The organism is uncultured Propionibacterium sp. (assembly GCF_963539965.1).
Lineage (GTDB): Bacteria > Actinomycetota > Actinomycetes > Propionibacteriales > Propionibacteriaceae > Propionibacterium.
The window spans coordinates 20,480-38,337 of the sequence record NZ_CAUTOU010000005.1; the positions used below are offsets into that span (position 1 = coordinate 20,480).

Below are 17,858 nucleotides of genomic sequence, written 5' to 3' on the forward strand. Positions count from 1 at the left end.
CGACGTGACGATGGCTGACCTGGCCGCCCCGACCGACGCCCGCACGATCGGCGGCACCAAGTGCGGAACGATGCTCGGGGAGACCGCCGTACTCGTCGGCCCGGGCCTGCGCCTCGGCCTCCGCAACCGGATGAAGCAGAACGGGGCCAGGTTCGCCAAGGGCCGGCCGCTCGGCGTGCGGTTCGAAGCGCTCCCGGCCGGGAGGCTGTACCAGCGCATCGGCGCGGAGCGCCACTGCATCCGCCTGTGCACGAGCTGGAGCGCGCGGGACTCCGACCTGGACGCCCTCGAGTCCGGGCTGGCCCGCATGGCCCGACCGATCACCGGCGGGCCGGCGCACTCGCCCGACGTCCCCGGGGGCGCCGGAGCGGTGCGGCACTGGAGCTGTGCAACAGACGTTGCAGTGAACCGGTCGAATTATTTGTCCTGGCATTTGGTGCTCCCTATGGTGGGCACCGCCGCCGGCCGGAGCCACCGGCCCGGCACCAGGCACACCGCCGTGCATGCCACGACGGGCAGCCGCGGCATGCACCGACCCGCAAGGAGAACCAGGCATGACCGCCATCGACATCAACGCCACCAGGGCCGCCGCCATCCACCACGAGTCCGCCAACATCCCCACAGGGATCGTCCTCCTCATGACCACCGGCGCCCTCGCCACCGCCAGCATCCTGCTCATCCTCGTCGGCCTGGTCGCCGCCCTGCCCGCCATGACGCTCACCGGCACCCTCGTCCTCACCGCCAGCATCATCACCGGCATCCATCACGGCATCAACGCCCTGGCCGAGGCCTGAGCCCCGCGGGACGAGCAAGCAGGATGAGGGGGACCACGGGGGACGAACGAGGTGAAGGAGCGGTGAACCGGATCGCCGAACCACCGCAGCGCCGAAGACGCGCACGCGATGGCCCTCCGTCATCGAACACGACCGAAGACCCCGACGCCCGCCGGGTCGCGCGCGGGCCCGGGCCGAAGGACTGGCAGAATGCGGACGAGGACGATCCGACCCGCAGGCCAAGGAACCGCACATGCCCGACCGGCACGAACCGCCCCGCACCGGGCACGCCACGCAGCAGGACGTCGCGGACAGCGCAGGGGTCTCGCGGGGCCTCGTCTCGCTCGCCCTCAAGGGGGAGGGCCGCATGAGCGACGAGACCCGTCAGCGCATCCTCGAGGCCGCCCGCAGGCTCGACTACCGCACCAACGCCGCCGCGGCCGAACTGGCCGCCCGCCGCTCCCGGCGCCTGGCCGTCATCCTCCCCTACCTCGACAACCCGTTCTTCGACCGCATCGTGCGGCGCCTGCGCCACCACGCCGGCGCCGCGGGGTACGTACTGGTCGTCTTCGTCTCCGATCTGGAGGAGCGGCTCGAGCAGACGACGGTGGACGACGTCCTGTCGATGCGCCCGGCCGGGCTCATCCTGCCCGGCACCTCGATGGGCCCGCCCGAGCTGCTGGCCCTGGCCGGGCAGGTCCCCCTCTGCGTACTGAACCGCGCTCTCGACGAGCCGACAATCCCGACGGTCCGCCTCGACGAGGCCGGGGCCGCCGCCCAGATCGCCGCCCACCTCGCGGGCCAGGGCCTGCGGCGCGTGGTCTTCTTCTCGCCCTCGCGCGATCGGCACGAGTCACTGCTCGCCGAACGCCTCGAGGCCTGCCGCGAGGCCGCGGCCGCCGCAGGCCTCGACTTCGCCGACATCGTCTGCGATGACGGCGCGGGCCCGGCCCTGACCGCCGTACGCGCGGGCTGCGCGGAGCCGCTGGGCGCCGTCGCCTACAATGACGTGCTCGGCATCGACCTGGTCGCCGCGGTGCTGACCGCCCGCCTCGAACCCGGCGCAGATGTCGCAGTGGTCTCCTACGACAACTCCTCGCTGGCTGCGCGCCGAGAGGTCTGCCTCACGAGCGTGGACCAGTCCCCGGACCGACTGGCCGAGGCCGCCGTCGCCGCGGTGCTCGCCCCTGCCGGCGCCCCGGCGGCGCGCGTGACGGTGCCCGCCGCACTCGTCGTGCGCGCCTCGAGCCTGCGGCACCCGCCGGCCGCCTGAACCACCGGGCCGGGCCCGACGAGGCGAAGCATGGACCGAGTCGACGTCTTGCACCGGGCGGAAGCTGTTGCTACTCTATTTGTCACGTCAATGATGACGCGCGTTAGCATCAATGTTCCACCGGCCACCGGTGACCGGGAAGGGGATGTTCTCAATGAGAATCAGGAAACGGATCGGGGTCGGCGTCGTCTCCCTGGGGTGGATGGGGCGGCTCCACGCCCGCAGCTATCGCTCCGTCCCGGAGCGCTTCCCCGAGCTGGGCGCCGAGGCGCGCCTCGTGGCCGCCGCGGATCCGCTCGCCGTGGCCCGGCGGGCCGCCGTCGAGGACCTCGGCTTCGAGCACGCCTGCGCCGACTACCACGAGCTCCTCGCCGACCCCGGCGTGGACGTCGTCTCCATCTGCTCCCCGAACTTCCTCCACGAGGAGATCGCGCTGGCCGCCATCGAGGCCGGCAAACCGTTCTGGATCGAGAAGCCGATGGGCACATCCGCCGAGCAGTCCAGGGTCATCGCCCGCGCCGCCGCCGGGGCGGGCCTCGTCACCGCCGTCGGGTTCAACTACCGGCACGTCCCCGCCATCGAGTACCTGCGCGAACTCGCCCGCACCGGCGGGCTCGGGCGCATCACCAATGTGCGCGTGTGGTTCATCGCCGACTACAACTCCTCCCCCGCCGGGCCGCTCACCTGGCGCGCCTCCCGGGAGAAGGCCGGTGCCGGCGTCGTCCCCGACCTCATGAGCCACGGCGCCGATCTCGCCCAGTACATCGTCGGGCGCATCGCCTCGGTCACCGCGATCACCGGCACCTTCATCACCGAACGTCCGGTCCCCACGAAGATGGGCATCGGACACTCCGGCTTCGAGATCGGCGACGAGGTCGGCCCCGTCGAGAACGAGGACTACGTCGGCATGCTCGTCCGCTTCGAGAACGGCGTCCTCGGCACGATGGAGTCGTCGCGCGTGAGCGTGGGCCCGCGCGCCGAGTACGTCGTCGAGGTCTACGGCACCGGGGGATCGGCCCGCTGGAACTTCGAGCGCCTCAACGAGCTCGAGGTGTGCGCCACGATCGACGGCGGCCCGATCCACGGCTACACCCGCGCCATGGCGAACCCGGCCTGGGGCGACTGGAGCCGGTACCAGCCGGCCATCGGCACCTCGATGGGCTTCGACGACATGAAGTCCATCGAGGCCGCCCAGTTCCTGCGCTCCGTCCTCACCGGCGAACAGGTGGCCCCCTCCGCCGCCGACGCCTGGTGCGCGGCCGAGGTCGACGAGGCCATCGTCGCCTCCGCCGCTGACGGCGCCTGGCACGACGTCGCCCGCGTCGAGGGCACGACCACCTTCGATTCCCGACCCGTCTCCCCATGAGATCACGGCCCAAGGAGAACACCATGAGCACCGACGCTCAGCAGATCCCCCTCAGGGGGATCACCGCGGAACGGATGGGCGCGGCCGTCGAGGCCACGCCCGCCTCCGGCAAGCACCGCGGCATCCTCGCCATCGCGGGCGTGGCCACCCTCGGCTCTCTGCTCTTCGGCTACGACACCGGCGTCATCTCCGGCGCCCTGCCCTACATGTACATGCCCCACGCCGCCGGCGGGCTCCACCTGACAGCCGCCGAGGAGGGCTGGGTCGGCGGGACCCTCCTGCTCGGCGCGGCTCTCGGCGCCCTCCTCGGCGGGCGCCTGTCCGACCGCTACGGGCGCCGCCACAACATCCTCGTGCTCGCCGCGATCTTCTTCATCGGCGCCATCGGCACCGCCGCCTCGCCGAGCATCTGGGTCATGTACCCCTTCCGCGTCGTCCTCGGTTTCGCCGTGGGCGGCGCCAGCGCCACCGTGCCGGTCTACCTGGCCGAGACCGCGCCCAAGCGCATCCGCGGCTCGATCGTCGCCATCGACCAGCTCATGATCGTCACCGGCCAGCTGCTCGCCTTCGCGATGAACGCCATCATCAGCAGCATCCAGGGCGGCCCGCACATCACCATCGCCTCCGACCCCTCGGGCACCCTGGCCCCTGGTGAGTACGTCTACGACACGCTCCAGGCGCTCCAGTCCTCCCAGGGCGGCACGATGGGCCCCGAGCAGTACCACGCCTTCCTCGACCAGCTCGTCATCTCCGGGGGCAACGGCGAGACCTGGCGCTACATGCTCGTCCTGTGCTCGATCCCGGCCGTCGCCCTGTGGATCGGCATCCGGCTCATGCCGGAGTCCTCCCGCTGGTACGTCGCCAAGGAGCGCCTCCACGAGGCCATCGGCGCCCTCAAGCGCGTACGCGACCCGCACCGCGACGGCCCGCTCGCGGACGAGCTCATGGAGATGGCGCAGGCCCGCCAGCACGAGCTCGAGGAGGAGGCGCGCAAGCGCGGCCTCGGCTACGTCTGGAGCACTCCGTGGCTGCGCAGGCTCCTGCTCGTCGGCGTCTTCCTGGCGATCATCAACCAGACGACCGGCGTCAACACGATCATGTACTACGCGCCCAAGGTCCTGGAGTACGCGGGCATGTCGACCTCGGCCTCGATCACCGCCCAGGTCGCCAATGGCGTGATGAGCGTCATCGGGTCCGCGATCGGCATCTGGCTCATCGGCAGGTTCCGCCATCGTCAGATCCTCATCGCCGACGTCACCGGTGTGGGCGTCGCCCTGCTCGGCATAGCCGCGACCTTCCAGCTCGCGATCGCCCCGCACATGGCGGACGGCACCGCCCCGCCGGCCTGGGCCGCCTTCCTCGTCCTCGGCCTCATGGCCGTGTTCATGCTCATCGTCCAGTCCTCCAACGGCACCGTCGTGTGGACGATGATGGGCGAGATCTTCCCCGCCAACGTCCGCGGCGTCATGAACGGCACGGCCGTCTTCTGCATGTGGATCGCCAATGCCATCATCACGTGGACCTTCCCCTCCATGATGGAGGGCCTGGGCGGCGGTCTGACCTACACGATCTACGGAGTGCTCAACCTCGTCGTCGCCGTCGTCCTGTTCCGCATCATGCCCGAGACCTCCGGTCGCTCGCTGGAGCAGATCGAGCACGACATGGAGGAGCGCTACTCCTGACGGCCGCGGCGCCCCTCCGACCACCGACGAGAGCACCAACGAAAGACGAGGACACATCATGGCCTTCCGACTCGACCCCAGTACCGCGATCAAGGACCCGCACGGCATCAGCTGGGGCATGCACCCCATCGCCTGGCGCAACGACGACATCCCCGAGGTCGGCGCCTTCAACACTCTCGACGACATGCTGCTCGACCTGGCCGATGTCGGCTACGCCGGCACCGAGTGCGCCGGCTTCTTCCCCGCGGAGGAAGAGGTCGGGGAACGCATCGACGCGCGCGGCATCCGGATCGTCGCCCAGTGGTTCTCCTCCTTCGTCCTCCGCGACGGCGTCGAGACCGTTGCGAAGGCCTTCGAGGAGAACTGCCGGTACCTGGAGCACCTGGACGCCACCCGCATCGTCGTCTCGGAGCAGACCGGCTCGGTCCAGGGCGTGCGCGACGTGTGCATCTTCACCAACAAGCCGGTCCTCGCCGAGGAGCAGTGGCCCGTGCTGGCCGAAGGGTTGAACCGCCTGGGAGACATCGCCCACGCCCATGGTCTCGAGCTCGTCTACCACCACCACCTCGGCACGGTCATCCAGACCACGCAGGAGACCATCCGGCTCATGGAGATGACCGACCCGGCCAGGGTCTCCCTCCTGTTCGACACCGGTCACGCCCTCGTCGGGGCGGGCACCGTCATGGGTCTGCTGGAGCCCACCATCGACCGCGTCAGGCACGTCCACTTCAAGGACGTCCGCCTGGAGAGGATGGAGGAGTCCCGCGCCGCCGAACGCTCCTTCCTCGACTCCTTCCTGTCGGGCATGTTCACCGTGCCCGGCGACGGCTGCATCGACTTCACCGAGCCCTACCGGCTGCTCGTCGACCACGGTTACGACCAGTGGATCCTCGTCGAGGCCGAGCAGGATCCGGCCATCGCCAACCCGCACGAGTACGCCGTCAAGGCCCGCGACTACATCGAGAGCACGCTCTTCACGATCTGAGCAGTCACGACCGGACGCGCATCGGAGCCGGGTGGGGCGGCGTGCACTCGCCGCCCCACCCGGCTCGTCGTCCCGGGCCCGCCTGCGGCTTCCGCGCCGGGACGAGGCCGGCCGGTGCTCCGGGCCCGGCGGGGGGAAGACCCTGACGCACCGCTCCGTCCCGTCGCCGGGACCGTCCGTCCGATGCCGTGAACACCCTTAATGATCCTCAGGGTTGCTGATAAAGTTCTGTGCGCACCCCGTTCTTGAGCACCGATTGGCGGATTCTATGAACTCGACTGGTCGCCAGCCCGCAACGGTCAACCGTTCGGGGGCCGTGCGCATCGGCGCAGTCATCGTCATGATGCTCTTCTGCCTGCTGGGTCTCGGCGCCCCCGTCGCCGCGGCCAGTTCGCCCGGCGCTGTCTACACCGGCCCGACCACCACGGACGCCCTCCTCGACAACGGCCTGTCACACAGCACGTACTTCACCGCGACCAACGGGGCCGGCGCCCTCGAGGAGTCCAACCACTCCACGGCCGCCGGCTCGCCGCAGGCCCTGTCGATCATCGACATCGACGGCTACTCCGACCTCAACGCCGTGATCGAGTTGTCGAACGCCTCCGCATCGGCGATCGACCTCGACGAGGTCGTGGCCCTGCCCTCCTCCTACAGCCCCGCCGGGGCCGGCGCGCCGCAGCTGCGCGTCGACGCCTCGCGGGTCCGAACCGACGAGAACGGCCTGAGCCCGAGCCCCGGCGCCGCCGGTGTCGAGGTCGCCTACGGCTCGACCACCGACGCGTACAGCCCCTACGCCGAGTGGTCCGCCGCGAACGACTGGTCGGCCCTCCAGACGCTCCGGCTCACCGGCTCCCTCGGCCCCGGCGAGAAGTTCAGGCTGACCATTCCCCTGGTGCTCGCCAACGAGTCCGAGCTCGACCTGAACGGCGCCGCCTGGGTCGGCATCGACGAGTCCATCCGCTCCCCCGCCAGCGCCGGTGCCGCCACGCGCATCCGCTTCGCCCGCCGCGTGACCGATGCCGAGGACGGCGCGAGCCCATTCGCCAGCACGGCTCAGTACCGTGCCTCCTCCAACGCGCCCCAGAGCATCCAGTCGGTCATGCCGACGATGGCGGCCAGCGATCTGACGGTCTCGAACATCGCCCTGGACGGCACCACCGATTCGCACACGGCCGGCCCCGGGGACAGCCTCTTCACGGGCGGCACCGTCTCGCTCGACCTGGCCCGCGTGAAATCGGCCGTCCGGGACACGGGCTGGCAGGTCGATGCGGCCGAGGGCACGAGCGACGGCCTGGCCGGTTCGTACCTCTACTCCGGTGATGCCCTCTACTCCGCCGGCGCGACCAGCAGCGGCGCCCTCAACGGCGCCCCGGTCCGGCTCCGCCAGGTGATCAGCGCCGTCAGCAGCACGATCCCCCTCGGCGCCGCGTGGTCGCCCGCCGACAACCTGAACTGGATCCACGACCACACCGGCGCGGACGTCGATCCCGGCGGTCCCGACGTGCGGGTCGTCTCCAACGTCGACACCGGAACACCGGGCGTCTACCGGGTCACCTACTACTACGCGCCGCAGGCCTACTACGGCCCGGACGGCTACGAGGCCGCCGTGACCACCGAGGTCACCGTGGCCGGTACGCACGGCAGTCCCTCCATCACCGGTACGACGACGCTCCAGGGCGGCGAGCTGCGGGCCGGTCAGTTCGCCTTCGAGATGACCGAAGCCTCCGGCAGCCCGATCGCCACGACGACGAACCTCGCCGACGGCTCGTTCGCCTTCGACCCGCCGGCCGCCCGCAGCGGCATCGGCACGGCCGCCGAGTACACGATCACCGAGGAGGTCCCGGCCGACGCCGGGAAGACCGGGGACGGGGCACCCGCCAAGGACGGGATCATCTACGACACGCACACCGAGCGGGTGCAGGTGCGCGTGATCGCCGACGAGTCGGGCTCGAGGCCGGTGGCGATGATCGTCACCGACTCGGACGGCGTGCTGTTCTCGAACACCGTCGACGGCACGGGCACGCCGTCGCCCTCCCCGACGCCCCCGATCTCCCCCAACGCCTCCGCTCCGACGCCCGGCGCGCCGGACAGCCCCGCGGAGGAGGACGGTTCGGCCGGGAGCATCCCGTTGATCAGCGCCGAGAGCTCGACGCTGGCCATGGGCACGGGCGCGGTCATGGTGGCCGTCGGCACGGCGATGGGCCTGCACAGCAACCGCCACTGACGCCGTGGGCACGGCTCCGGCCGGTCCTCGGCGCAGGCGCGCTCCTGCCGAGGACCACGGAATTCCTCCGCTAGCCTCAGAGGAGGGGAACCCGTGAGCGGCCCCGACCGGAGCCGCACCAGGAGGAGCACCATGGCCGATCAGAAGACCGAGCGCCCTGTGATCAGCACTCACGCCGAGGCGGTCGCTGTGGCCCGCGACCCGGTCACCTATTCCAGCCGCGTCTCGCGCTTCCTGCAGGTGCCCAACGGCATGGACGGCGCCGAGCACGCGGCGATGCGCAGGCTCCTGGCGCCGTTCCTCTCCCCCGAGCGGATGACGAGATTGCAGCCGCTCCTGGAGGAGGTCGCCGCCGGTCTGCTCGGCCCCATCACCGATGGCACCGAGCTGGACGCCGTCGACGACCTGGGCTCGCGCTACGCGGTCCGCGGCCAGTCGGCCTGGCTGGGCTGGTCGCCCGACCTCGAGGACGAGCTCATCGAGTGGATGGCCGCCAATCACGAGGCGACGCGCTCGGGCGAACCGGCGCGCACGCGCGAGGTGGCCGAGTGGTTCGACCGCATCATCGTCTCGATCGTCGAGGCCCGGCGCGAGCCGGACGCCGTGCACGACCTGACCTGGGAACTCGTGCACATCCGCGGCGAGGACGGCCAGACGCTGCCCGATCCGGTGCTCGTGTCGATTCTGCGCAACTGGACCGGCGGGGATCTCGGCTCACTGGCCCTGTGCGTCGGAGTCGTCGCGCACTGGCTGGTCGTCCGCCCGGCCATGCAGGACGAATGGGACGGGCTCGATGACGCGCAGCTGGACGCGGCCATCGACGAGGTGCTGCGGATCGACGACCCGTTCACCTCGAATCGCCGCGTCACTACGAAGGACGTCCATGTCGCGGGCCGGGATGCACCGGCCGGCACGCAGGTGGTCATCAACTGGGCCGAGGCCAACCGCGACCCGGTCGTCTTCGGCGACCCCGATCGCTACGACCCGGCGGGCAACGCCGGCAAGAACCTGGTCTACGGCGCGGGCCCGCACGCCTGCCCAGGCCGGCCGCTGGCCACTCTGGAGCTGCGTGTGCTCGCCCGCGCCCTGCTGTCCCGCTTCCGCATCGGGGCCGGGACCGACCGGGGGTCCCGGGCGAAGTCCCCGATGGGCGGCTGGGAGTCGTTGCCGATCGTGCTGCACGCGCGCGGCTGACCGCGCACCGCCCCTCTGCCTCGCAGCGCGGCCGGGCGGGACGCCGGGGCAGTGCCGGACCGGCCGCCCCCTCCCGCCCGAGGGCGTACGCGCAGGCGGACGGCATGCTGCTCCGAGGACACGCGCCGCCAGCAGGTCAGTAGGTTGGGGGTATGGAACTACGGGTGCTGCGCTACTACCTGGCGATCGTCCGCGAGGAGAACATGTCGCGAGCCGCCGAGGCACTGCACCTGACCCAGCCCACGCTGAGCCGCCAGATCGCCGGTCTCGAGAGGGAGCTGGGCACGAGCCTGTTCGCGCGCGGGCGGCGACTGGAACTCACCGATGCGGGGCTGCGGCTGGCACGGCGGGCCGAGGAGCTGCTCGCCCTGGCCGACAAGGTCGAGGGCGAGTTCCGCGACGACGGAGGGTTCGTCGGCACCATCTCGATCGGCAGCGGCGGGCTGTCGTCCACGCGGATCCTGCCCGCGGCGATGGACGAGTTCCGCCGCCTGCACCCGGGCGTCGGATTCGAGCTCTACACGAACAGCGCCGAGTACGTGAAGGAGCGCCTGGACGCCGGCCTGCTCGACTTCGCGATCATGATGGAGCCGGTCGACGTCTCGCGCTACGCGTACGCCCGGCTCGGCGGGAAGGAGCGCTGGGGCCTGCTGGTGCGCAGCGGCAGCGAGCTGGCGCGCAAGCGCTCGGTCGGGCCGGACGATCTGCCAGGCACCCCCCTGGTGAGCACCGGCCGCCCCGAGCTGATCGCCGAGATCACCGGCTGGCTGGGCATGCCGATGGAGCGCCTCGACATCGTCTGCACCTTCAACCTGCTGACCACGGCGCTCATGCTCGTCGAATCGGGCACCGCCTCGGCCCTGACGATCGAAGGCGCAGTGACCCACCTGGACCCTCGGCGCTTCGCCTTCCGACCGCTGGAACCCGCGCTGACCATGAGTTCCGTCCTGGCCTGCAAAAAAGCTCCCCCGGGCAACTCCGCGGCCTCGGCCTTCCTGAACCTGCTCCATGCCATGCATTCAGGGCATGAAAAATCTAAAACATAGGCATTGGACATATCACCTCATCCGTCTGACAATTGATCCCGGTCAGAGATCATCGGGAGGCGGGCATGGCGGTGGTGCGCATCAGCGTCGGCGACGAGCATCTCGGGGCCGAGTTCGATGACAACATCACGGCGCGCGAGCTCCTGAACCGCATGCCCATGGACGTGCCGATGCTCGACCTGTACGGGCGCGAGATGTGCCACCGCTACGGCACGAACGCGCTGCCCGTAGAGGATCTGCGCCACGACGGCTACCGGGTCGGCGACATCGTCTACTGGCCGCCCGCCGGCTCACTGGTGATCCTGTACCGGCAGAACGGCGAGCGCTTCGCCCGCCAGCAGATCGGGCGCATCGACCGTGGCGCCGAACTGTTCGAGCGCACCGGTGACACCACCGTCCGCTTCGAACGCATCGACGACTGAGCGCGCCAGAGGATCCCGGGGCGGGCCGGGACGTGCGCCCGCCATCCCAGCAACAGAAAGGCAGGCATCATGGCCGACCAGATCGACACCGGCGCGTTTCCCCTCGGCGAGGAGAACACCGCCTACGCGCAGTACTTCATCGGTAGGAGTTATCTGGCCCCGATATCGACCGAGCAGGTGCACATCTCGAATGTGACCTTCGAACCCGGCTGCCGCAACAACTGGCACGTCCACCGCGCCAGCAAGGACGGCGGCCAGATCCTGCTCGCCACCGCCGGCCGCGGCTACTATCAGGAATGGGGCTCCGAGCCCATCGAGCTGCATCCCGGCGACGTCATCAACGTGCCCGCCAACGTGAAGCACTGGCACGGCGCCGCCCCCGACTCCTGGTTCACCCACATCGCCGTCATGGTCCCCGGCGAGGACCTCGCCAACGAGTGGCTCGAACCGGTCACCGACGAGGAGTACGACGCGCTCGCATGAACCCGCGCCCAATCGAATTCATCCGTATCAGGAGGCAGACATGGCAGACAAGGTGACGGCGGGACGCGACCAGCTGGGCGACTTCGCCCCGAAGTTCGCCGAGCTCAACGACGACGTGCTCTTCGGACAGGTCTGGTCGCGCGAGGACAGGCTCTCGGCCCGTGACCGCAGCATCGTGACGGTGACCGCGCTCATGGCCGGAGGCATCCTCGACAGCTCGCTGCAGTTCCACATCGGCAACGCCAAGAGGCACGGCGTGAGCGCCGAGGAGATGGCCGAGATCCTCACCCACGCGGCCTTCTACGCCGGCTGGCCCAAGGCCTGGGCCGCGTTCCGCATGGCCAAGGAGGTCTACGCCGAGTGACGGCGCCGGCGCGCACCACGAACCCGAACGAGACAGGACGGAGAACATGACCTACAACGAGAAGATCGACCTCGACGACGGCACGTCGATCCCGGCACTCGGCCTGGGCACCTGGCTCATCGACGACGCCGACGCCGCCCAAGCGGTCGAGGACGCGGTGTCCGTCGGGTACCGTCACGTCGACACGGCTCAGGCCTACGGCAACGAGGCCGGTGTCGGTGCCGGCATCCGCCGGTGCGGCGTCCCCCGCGAGGAGCTGTTCGTCACCACGAAGGTCGCGGCCGAGAACAAGTCCTACGACTCGGCCGCGGCCTCGATCGACGAGTCGCTGGCCAGGCTGGGCCTGGACCGCGTCGACCTGCTCATCATCCACAGTCCGCAGCCGTGGGCGGAGTTCCGCGCGGACGACAACCACTACTACGCGGAGAACCTCGAGGTGTGGCGGGCCATGGAGGACGCCCGGGCGGCCGGCAAGGCGCGCTCGATCGGCGTGAGCAACTTCCTGGTCGACGACCTGAAGAACATCATCGACAACGGCCGCGTCAGGCCCGCCGTCAACCAGGTGCTCGCCCATGTGGGCAACACCCCGTTCGAGCTCATCGACTTCTGCACGGGCAACGACGTCGCGGTCGAGGCCTACTCCCCCGTGGCGCACGGCGCGATTCTGAACGACGACGAGGTTCTCGCCGTCGCTGCCGCGTACGGGGTCTCGGTGCCGCAGCTGTGCATCCGCTACATCCTGCAGCTCGGTCTGGTGGCCCTGCCCAAGACTGCCAACCGCTCTCACATGGAGCAGAACGCCGCGCTCGACTTCACGATCAGCGAGGACGACATGGCAAGGCTCAGGGCCGTCAAGCCCCTCGAGAGCTACGGGGAGCACAGCTTCTTCCCCGTCTTCAGTACCCAACTGGGCTGAACCGCCCGCGTACCGGCAAGGGCCCCGCGAGAACCCACCATCTCCTCAAGGGGCCCTTGCCGTCCGCCGATGGAGGAAGCAGACTGTCGGCACGGATTGCATCGTACGGAGGGCAGGCATGGGCAGGGGACTGGTCGTCTACTTCTCGGTCTACGGCAGCACCAGGAGGGCGGCGCAGACCGTCGCCGCCCGGGCCGGGGCCGAGCTGGCCGAGATCAGGCCGGCCGTCCCCTACGATGACGACCCCCGCCACTACGAGAGTCTGCTGTCCGAGGTGAAGAACGAACACGCCCGGCAGGTGCGGCCCGAGCTCGCCCGCACCATCGCCGTGGCCGACCACGACCCGGTCTTCCTGGGCTATCCGCTATGGGACTCCACCCTGCCGATGCCGGTGTTCAGCTTCCTCGAGGAGTACGAGCTCTCGGACCGGACGATCGCCCCGTTCAACACCCACATGGGAGGCGCCGACGCCGGCACCTACGCCACGATCGCCGAGTGGACGCCCGGCGCGACGGTCCTCCCGGGCCTGCCCATCCAGTCCGACGCCGCCCGGGCGGGCCCCGTCGAAGCGGTCGTCGAATGGTTGACCGGGCTTGGTCTGCCCTGATCCCGGTTCCGTCAGGCACCACGAGGGGCGCGCCGGGACCGGAGGCCGCAGGGAGTCGAGCCGTTCCTGGGCCCGAGGCCCCGGCCCGCATCCTCCGGTGCCTGCTTTTCCCGTCCGATAGCATCGCAACCGGTGCGTCGTGCGACGGGCCGCACGCGGAGCAGAAGAGGCATGGGCACGCAGATCAACAAGCCGGCGAAGGCCCTCAGGGCCGCTTTCCCCTACACGCTGCCCATCTTCGCCGGCTTCTGGTTCCTCGGGCTCACCTACGGCGTCTACATGAACGCGGCGGGCTTCAGCTTCGTCTATCCGACGGTCATGGCCCTGCTGATCTTCGGCGGCTCACTGGAATTCGTCGCCGTCGGCATGCTGCTGTCGCCGTTCGCTCCGCTGACGGCGCTGGTCGTGTCCCTCGCGGTGCAGGCGCGGCATCTGTTCTACGGCATCTCGATGCTCGATCGCTTCAGGGGCACGGGGTGGGCCAAACCGTATCTGATCTTCGGCATGTGCGACGAGACCTTCTCGATCCTCTGCACCACCGAACCGCCCGAGGGTGCGGACCGGCGCTGGTTCATGTTCTTCGTGACGGCGCTCGATCACTTCTACTGGGTGTCCGGCTCGATGCTGGGCGGCCTGTTCGGCTCACTCGTCTCCATCGGCACCGAGGGCCTGTCGTTCGTGATGACGGCCCTGTTCGTGGTGATCTTCCTGAATCAGTGGGACCAGGAGGAGCACCATTGGACGGCGCTGATCGGCGCACTCGCCGCGGTGGTCTGCCTGGCGGTCTTCGGCGCGGACGGCTTCATGCTCCCGGCGCTGGCCATCACGGTCGCGGCACTCACCGCGCTGCGCAAGCCGCTCGAGCCGGCGGTGGGCCTGTCATGACGCTCACGCAGCAGATCATCACCATCGGCCTGTGCGTCCTGGGAACAATGGCCACGCGCTTCCTGCCGTTCCTCGTCTTCCGCGGCACCAAGCGGACACCGGCCTTCATCGCCTACCTCGGCAAGGCCCTCCCGGCGGCGATCTTCGCGCTGCTCGTCGTCTACAGCCTGCGCGGCACCCAGTGGTCGTCCGCCCCGCACGGCGTCCCCGAACTCATCGGCATCGCCGTCACGGCGGCCCTGCACGGATGGCGCCGCCGGATGCTGCTGTCGATCGCCGGCGGGACCATCTGCTACATGCTGCTCGTCCAGCTGGTGTTCTGAGCTGCGCCCGGTACCCGCGACCGGTTCGTGCACCGCCGCTCGCACGTATGCTTCCACACATCGTTCGTGTCCGGAATCGGACCACCGGGAGGCACCAGAGGAGATGTTGATGGCAGCAGACCTGATGGGCGCGCAGAGGGCCATCGACGAGAAGACCGGGCGCACCGCGTTCACCGCCGCGTCGCCCGGGTGCGCGAACTGCCCGTCGAGCGGACCCGGCGCGATCAGGAGGGCCTGACCATGGACATGGCACGGCATCTGAGCGTCCGCGACCTGCTGGGCTACACGCTGCCCTCGATCGTGATGATGGTCTTCACGTCGATCTACGGCGTCGTGGACGGGCTCTTCGTCTCGAACTACGCCGGCAAGACGGCCTTCGCAGCGGTCACCCTCATCATGCCGTTCGTCCTGATCCTGGGCACGCTGGGCTTCATGATGGGCTCCGGCGGCAGCGCCCTGATCTCGAGCACCCGGGGGGAGGGCGACCACGAGCTGGCCAACCGCTATTTCTCCGCGATCGTCTACGTCACGCTGGCCGCCGGCACGGTCCTCGCCGTCATCGGCGCCGTCCTCATGCGCCCCGTCGCCCAGATGCTGGGGGCCTCCGGCGAGCTGCTGGAGCTGTGCGTGCTCTACGGGCGCATCAGCATGGCCTCGCTGCCCATGTTCATGCTGCAGTACGCCTTCCAGGCCTTCGCCTCGACCGCCGGCAGGCCCAGGCTCGGCCTGTACGTGACGATCGGGGCCGGGCTGTCGAACATCCTCCTCGACTTCCTGCTCGTGGGCGGGCTCGGCTGGGGCGTGGTCGGTGCGGCCCTGGCGACCGTCGCCTCCGAGTTCGTCGGGGGCCTCACGCCACTCGTGTACTTCGCCCGCCGGAACCCCAGCTTCCTGAGGCTCGGGCATCCCTTGACCGATCTGTCAGCGCTCGGCCGCGCCTGTGTGAACGGCTCGTCCGAGATGATGACCTCGATCGCGGTCTCGGTGGTGAGCATCGTCTACAACCTGCAGCTGCTGAAGCTCATCGGGCAGGACGGCGTGGCCGCCTATGGGACGATCATGTACGTCAGCATGATCTTCACCGCGATCTTCGAGGGCTTCTGCATGGGCTCCGCCCCGCTGATGAGCTTCCAGCACGGCGCCGGCAATGCTCCGGAGAAGCGCAGCCTCATGCACCGGGGACTGGCCGTCATGGGCGCCGGCGGGGCGATGATGCTCCTCGCCTCGCAGGCGCTGGCCTACCCGCTGGCGTGGGTCTTCGCGAGCTATGATCCTGACCTCATGACGCTGACCGAGTCGGCGTTCCGCATCTTCTCGGTCTCGTTCCTGGCGATGGGCGTGGGCATGTACGGCTCATCGCTGTTCACCGCCCTCGGCAACGGCCTCGTCTCGGCCGCCCTGGCGGCGGTGCGCACGCTCGGCCTGGAGGTCGGCGCGGTCCTCCTGCTGCCGGTCCTGATGGGACCGACCGGCATCTGGTTCGCGATCATCGTCGCCGAGACCGTCTCCGCCGGGCTCGTGGCCGTGCTCATCGCCCGGCTCGGTCCCAGGTACGGGCTCTGCCGCCCGCCGGGGCAGGACGGGCCCCGGACTCGGTACCGCCGAGGGCACCCGGAGGCGGGGGTGGCCCTTCGCTGAGGCAGCCCCGCTCGCCCCGGGCGGCCATCGCCGCTCCGAGTCTCACAACCCAGGGATGCCCTCCTGCCGGACACCGGGACCGGCCAGACGGACGCCTTCGATGCCCAGGAGCCACGTCTTGCGGCCGGTCCCGCCCGCGTAGCCCGTGAGGCTGCCGTCCGCCCCGATGACGCGGTGGCAGGGAACGACGACGCTGACCGGGTTGCGCCCGACGGCCCCTCCGACGGCGCGGGCCGAGCACCGGTGGCCGGCCCGCGCGGCCACGGCGTCGGCGATCTGCCCGTAGGTGCGGGTGCTCCCGCGCGGAATGGCGCGCAGCTGCGCCCACACCAGCTGCTGGAAGCCCGTGCCCCGAGGGGCGAGCGCCGGCGGGGATCCCGGATCCCCGCCGGCGAAGTACCGGTCCAGCCAGGTGCGGGTGTCGACGAGGACGGCGGGCCCCTGCCCGCCGCCCGGTTCGGCGACGGAGATGTCGGCGCCGCCCGGCTCCAGCCCCGCGCGGTCGTGCTTCTGCCCGTCGAACCATGCGCCGATGAGCGCTCCGCCCTCGGGCAGACCGGGGCCGGTCTGCGCCGCGAGCGTCATCGCCCCGAGCGGCGACTCGTAAGCCATGAGACATCGCATCGCTGTATCCTCCTCGCCGCCTGCGCCCCGGGCGATTCCGCGACCGGATCCAGTATCCCCACCGGAGCGGGCGCGCGGAAGGATTCGGCTCGGAACCGGCGGGATCCCAGCCGGCGAATTCCTGCGGATGAGCCGCGACGACCGCACCCGGCCGCCCTGGGGGCCGTCGTGTCCGCGGAACGTGCCCGGGTGGTCGTCTCGGCGCCTTATCGGCGGCGGACCCAGTCGAACACGTCGGCCGCCTCCTGGCGGCTCCCGAGACGATCGAGCAGGTAGTACGTGGCATGCGCCATCGCGTCGCGGATCGGCACCACGACACGCCCCGGCCGCGACACCGACAGCGACGGGGCGTCGGTGACGAAATAGGCCATGGCCGTGGTTCGTGCCAGCTGCTCGAAGACGCCCCGGTCCTCCTGGACGATGAACTCCGAGCGCGGGAACGCGCGGTCGCAGGCCTCGCGCCAGAAGCCGATGGCGCCGAGCAGCAGAAAGCTCTCGCCGTTCAGGTCGGCGGCACCGACGCTCTCGCGACCGGCGAGCCTGTGCCCGGCGGGCAGGGAGACCGACAGGTTCTCGGTCATGAGCCGGCACGAGCGCACCCCGGGCGGCGCATGCGGGCGCAGCGCGATGCCCAGGTCGAGCGCGCCGTCGAGGATGCCAGACTCGACCTCGTCCTCGGCGATCAACCTGGAGGTGAGCACCATCTGCGGGAAGCGCTCGACCATGAGGGCGGTCAGACGCCACAGCGGCGCCGGGGCGACGGTGCCGACGCGCAGCGCCTTGGTGCGGCGGGCCACGTCGTCGAGGGCGTCGCGCATGAGGCGCTCGTCCCGCAGGATCTGCCGGGCGTACTCGAGGGCCACCCTGCCCGCCTCGTTCAGCTCGAGACGACGTCCGATCCTGTCGAACAGCGACTGGCCGAGTTCGGATTCGAGGCGGGCGATCGATCTGCTCAGCGCGGGCTGCGAGATGTGGACGGCCCCGGCCGCCGCGCTCACGGTGCCCTCGCGGGCGATCGCCTCGAGCTGCCGCAATTGCTCAAGCTCCACGGTC

The 17,858-nt window shown here is 70.3% G+C and carries 19 protein-coding genes; 17 read left to right on the plus strand and 2 right to left on the minus strand.

All coding sequences use genetic code 11. The annotated features are described in order from the left end of the window. Nucleotides 1-554 precede the first annotated feature (554 nt). The 17 genes from R2N01_RS02370 (at nucleotide 555) to R2N01_RS02450 (ending at nucleotide 16,181) form a co-directional block, all read left to right on the plus strand. Nucleotides 555-794, plus strand: a complete 240-nt coding sequence (locus R2N01_RS02370; RefSeq protein WP_316668074.1) for a hypothetical protein — start codon at nucleotides 555-557, stop codon at nucleotides 792-794. A 232-nt stretch (nucleotides 795-1,026) separates the two neighbouring features. After that, nucleotides 1,027-2,046 carry a LacI family DNA-binding transcriptional regulator gene (locus tag R2N01_RS02375; RefSeq protein ID WP_316668076.1) on the plus strand — a complete coding sequence of 340 codons (1,020 nt, stop codon included), beginning with the start codon at nucleotides 1,027-1,029 and terminating at the stop codon, nucleotides 2,044-2,046. A 145-nt stretch (nucleotides 2,047-2,191) separates the two neighbouring features. Beyond that, the gene (locus tag R2N01_RS02380) at nucleotides 2,192-3,412 is read left to right on the plus strand and encodes a Gfo/Idh/MocA family protein (RefSeq protein ID WP_399553218.1); all 1,221 of its coding nucleotides are present in this window, start codon (nucleotides 2,192-2,194) and stop codon (nucleotides 3,410-3,412) included. Between the two features lie 74 nt (nucleotides 3,413-3,486). Next, nucleotides 3,487-5,094 carry an MFS transporter gene (locus R2N01_RS02385; RefSeq protein ID WP_316668151.1) on the plus strand — a complete coding sequence of 536 codons (1,608 nt, stop codon included), beginning with the start codon at nucleotides 3,487-3,489 and terminating at the stop codon, nucleotides 5,092-5,094. A 58-nt stretch (nucleotides 5,095-5,152) separates the two neighbouring features. After that, nucleotides 5,153-6,079, plus strand: a complete 927-nt coding sequence (gene iolE, locus R2N01_RS02390) for a myo-inosose-2 dehydratase (protein ID WP_316668080.1) — start codon at nucleotides 5,153-5,155, stop codon at nucleotides 6,077-6,079. Between the two features lie 268 nt (nucleotides 6,080-6,347). Then, on the plus strand, nucleotides 6,348-8,303 hold the full coding sequence (locus tag R2N01_RS02395; protein ID WP_316668081.1) for a bacterial Ig-like domain-containing protein: 1,956 nt from the start codon (nucleotides 6,348-6,350) through the stop codon (nucleotides 8,301-8,303). Nucleotides 8,304-8,435: 132 nt separating this feature from the next. Further along, on the plus strand, nucleotides 8,436-9,497 hold the full coding sequence (locus R2N01_RS02400) for a cytochrome P450 (RefSeq protein WP_316668083.1): 1,062 nt from the start codon (nucleotides 8,436-8,438) through the stop codon (nucleotides 9,495-9,497). A gap of 152 nt (nucleotides 9,498-9,649) precedes the next feature. Further along, a complete protein-coding gene (locus R2N01_RS02405) occupies nucleotides 9,650-10,543 on the plus strand; it encodes a LysR family transcriptional regulator (protein WP_316668084.1) in 894 nt (297 codons plus the stop codon). 65 nt (nucleotides 10,544-10,608) lie between these two features. Beyond that, on the plus strand, nucleotides 10,609-10,965 hold the full coding sequence (locus R2N01_RS02410; RefSeq protein WP_316668085.1) for a cyclophilin-like fold protein: 357 nt from the start codon (nucleotides 10,609-10,611) through the stop codon (nucleotides 10,963-10,965). Nucleotides 10,966-11,034: 69 nt separating this feature from the next. Then, complete coding sequence (locus R2N01_RS02415) at nucleotides 11,035-11,448, plus strand: cupin domain-containing protein (RefSeq protein ID WP_316668086.1); 414 nt, start codon at nucleotides 11,035-11,037, stop codon at nucleotides 11,446-11,448. A 40-nt stretch (nucleotides 11,449-11,488) separates the two neighbouring features. After that, entirely contained in the window at nucleotides 11,489-11,812 is a 324-nt protein-coding gene (locus R2N01_RS02420; RefSeq protein ID WP_316668088.1) for a carboxymuconolactone decarboxylase family protein, read from the plus strand. Nucleotides 11,813-11,858: 46 nt separating this feature from the next. After that, nucleotides 11,859-12,728: an aldo/keto reductase gene (locus tag R2N01_RS02425; protein ID WP_316668090.1), complete on the plus strand. Its 870-nt coding sequence runs from the start codon at nucleotides 11,859-11,861 to the stop codon at nucleotides 12,726-12,728. Between the two features lie 118 nt (nucleotides 12,729-12,846). Further along, a complete protein-coding gene (locus tag R2N01_RS02430; protein ID WP_316668092.1) occupies nucleotides 12,847-13,335 on the plus strand; it encodes a flavodoxin in 489 nt (162 codons plus the stop codon). Between the two features lie 171 nt (nucleotides 13,336-13,506). Further along, nucleotides 13,507-14,220: an AzlC family ABC transporter permease gene (locus R2N01_RS02435; protein ID WP_316668094.1), complete on the plus strand. Its 714-nt coding sequence runs from the start codon at nucleotides 13,507-13,509 to the stop codon at nucleotides 14,218-14,220. Beyond that, the gene (locus tag R2N01_RS02440) at nucleotides 14,217-14,543 is read left to right on the plus strand and encodes a branched-chain amino acid transporter permease (RefSeq protein WP_316668097.1); all 327 of its coding nucleotides are present in this window, start codon (nucleotides 14,217-14,219) and stop codon (nucleotides 14,541-14,543) included. Before R2N01_RS02435 ends, R2N01_RS02440 begins: the two co-directional genes overlap by 4 nt. A gap of 109 nt (nucleotides 14,544-14,652) precedes the next feature. Then, nucleotides 14,653-14,781, plus strand: a complete 129-nt coding sequence (locus tag R2N01_RS02445; RefSeq protein WP_316668100.1) for a hypothetical protein — start codon at nucleotides 14,653-14,655, stop codon at nucleotides 14,779-14,781. Between the two features lie 2 nt (nucleotides 14,782-14,783). After that, nucleotides 14,784-16,181: an MATE family efflux transporter gene (locus R2N01_RS02450; RefSeq protein ID WP_316668102.1), complete on the plus strand. Its 1,398-nt coding sequence runs from the start codon at nucleotides 14,784-14,786 to the stop codon at nucleotides 16,179-16,181. Nucleotides 16,182-16,223: 42 nt separating this feature from the next. Here R2N01_RS02450 and R2N01_RS02455 read toward each other — a convergent pair whose 3' ends face one another. Both R2N01_RS02455 and R2N01_RS02460 read right to left on the minus strand, forming a co-directional pair. Continuing rightward, nucleotides 16,224-16,793 carry a methylated-DNA--[protein]-cysteine S-methyltransferase gene (locus R2N01_RS02455; protein WP_316668104.1) on the minus strand — a complete coding sequence of 190 codons (570 nt, stop codon included), beginning with the start codon at nucleotides 16,791-16,793 and terminating at the stop codon, nucleotides 16,224-16,226. Nucleotides 16,794-17,011: 218 nt separating this feature from the next. Then, nucleotides 17,012-17,854: a LysR family transcriptional regulator gene (locus R2N01_RS02460; RefSeq protein ID WP_316668106.1), complete on the minus strand. Its 843-nt coding sequence runs from the start codon at nucleotides 17,852-17,854 to the stop codon at nucleotides 17,012-17,014. Between the last annotated feature and the right edge of the window lie 4 nt (nucleotides 17,855-17,858).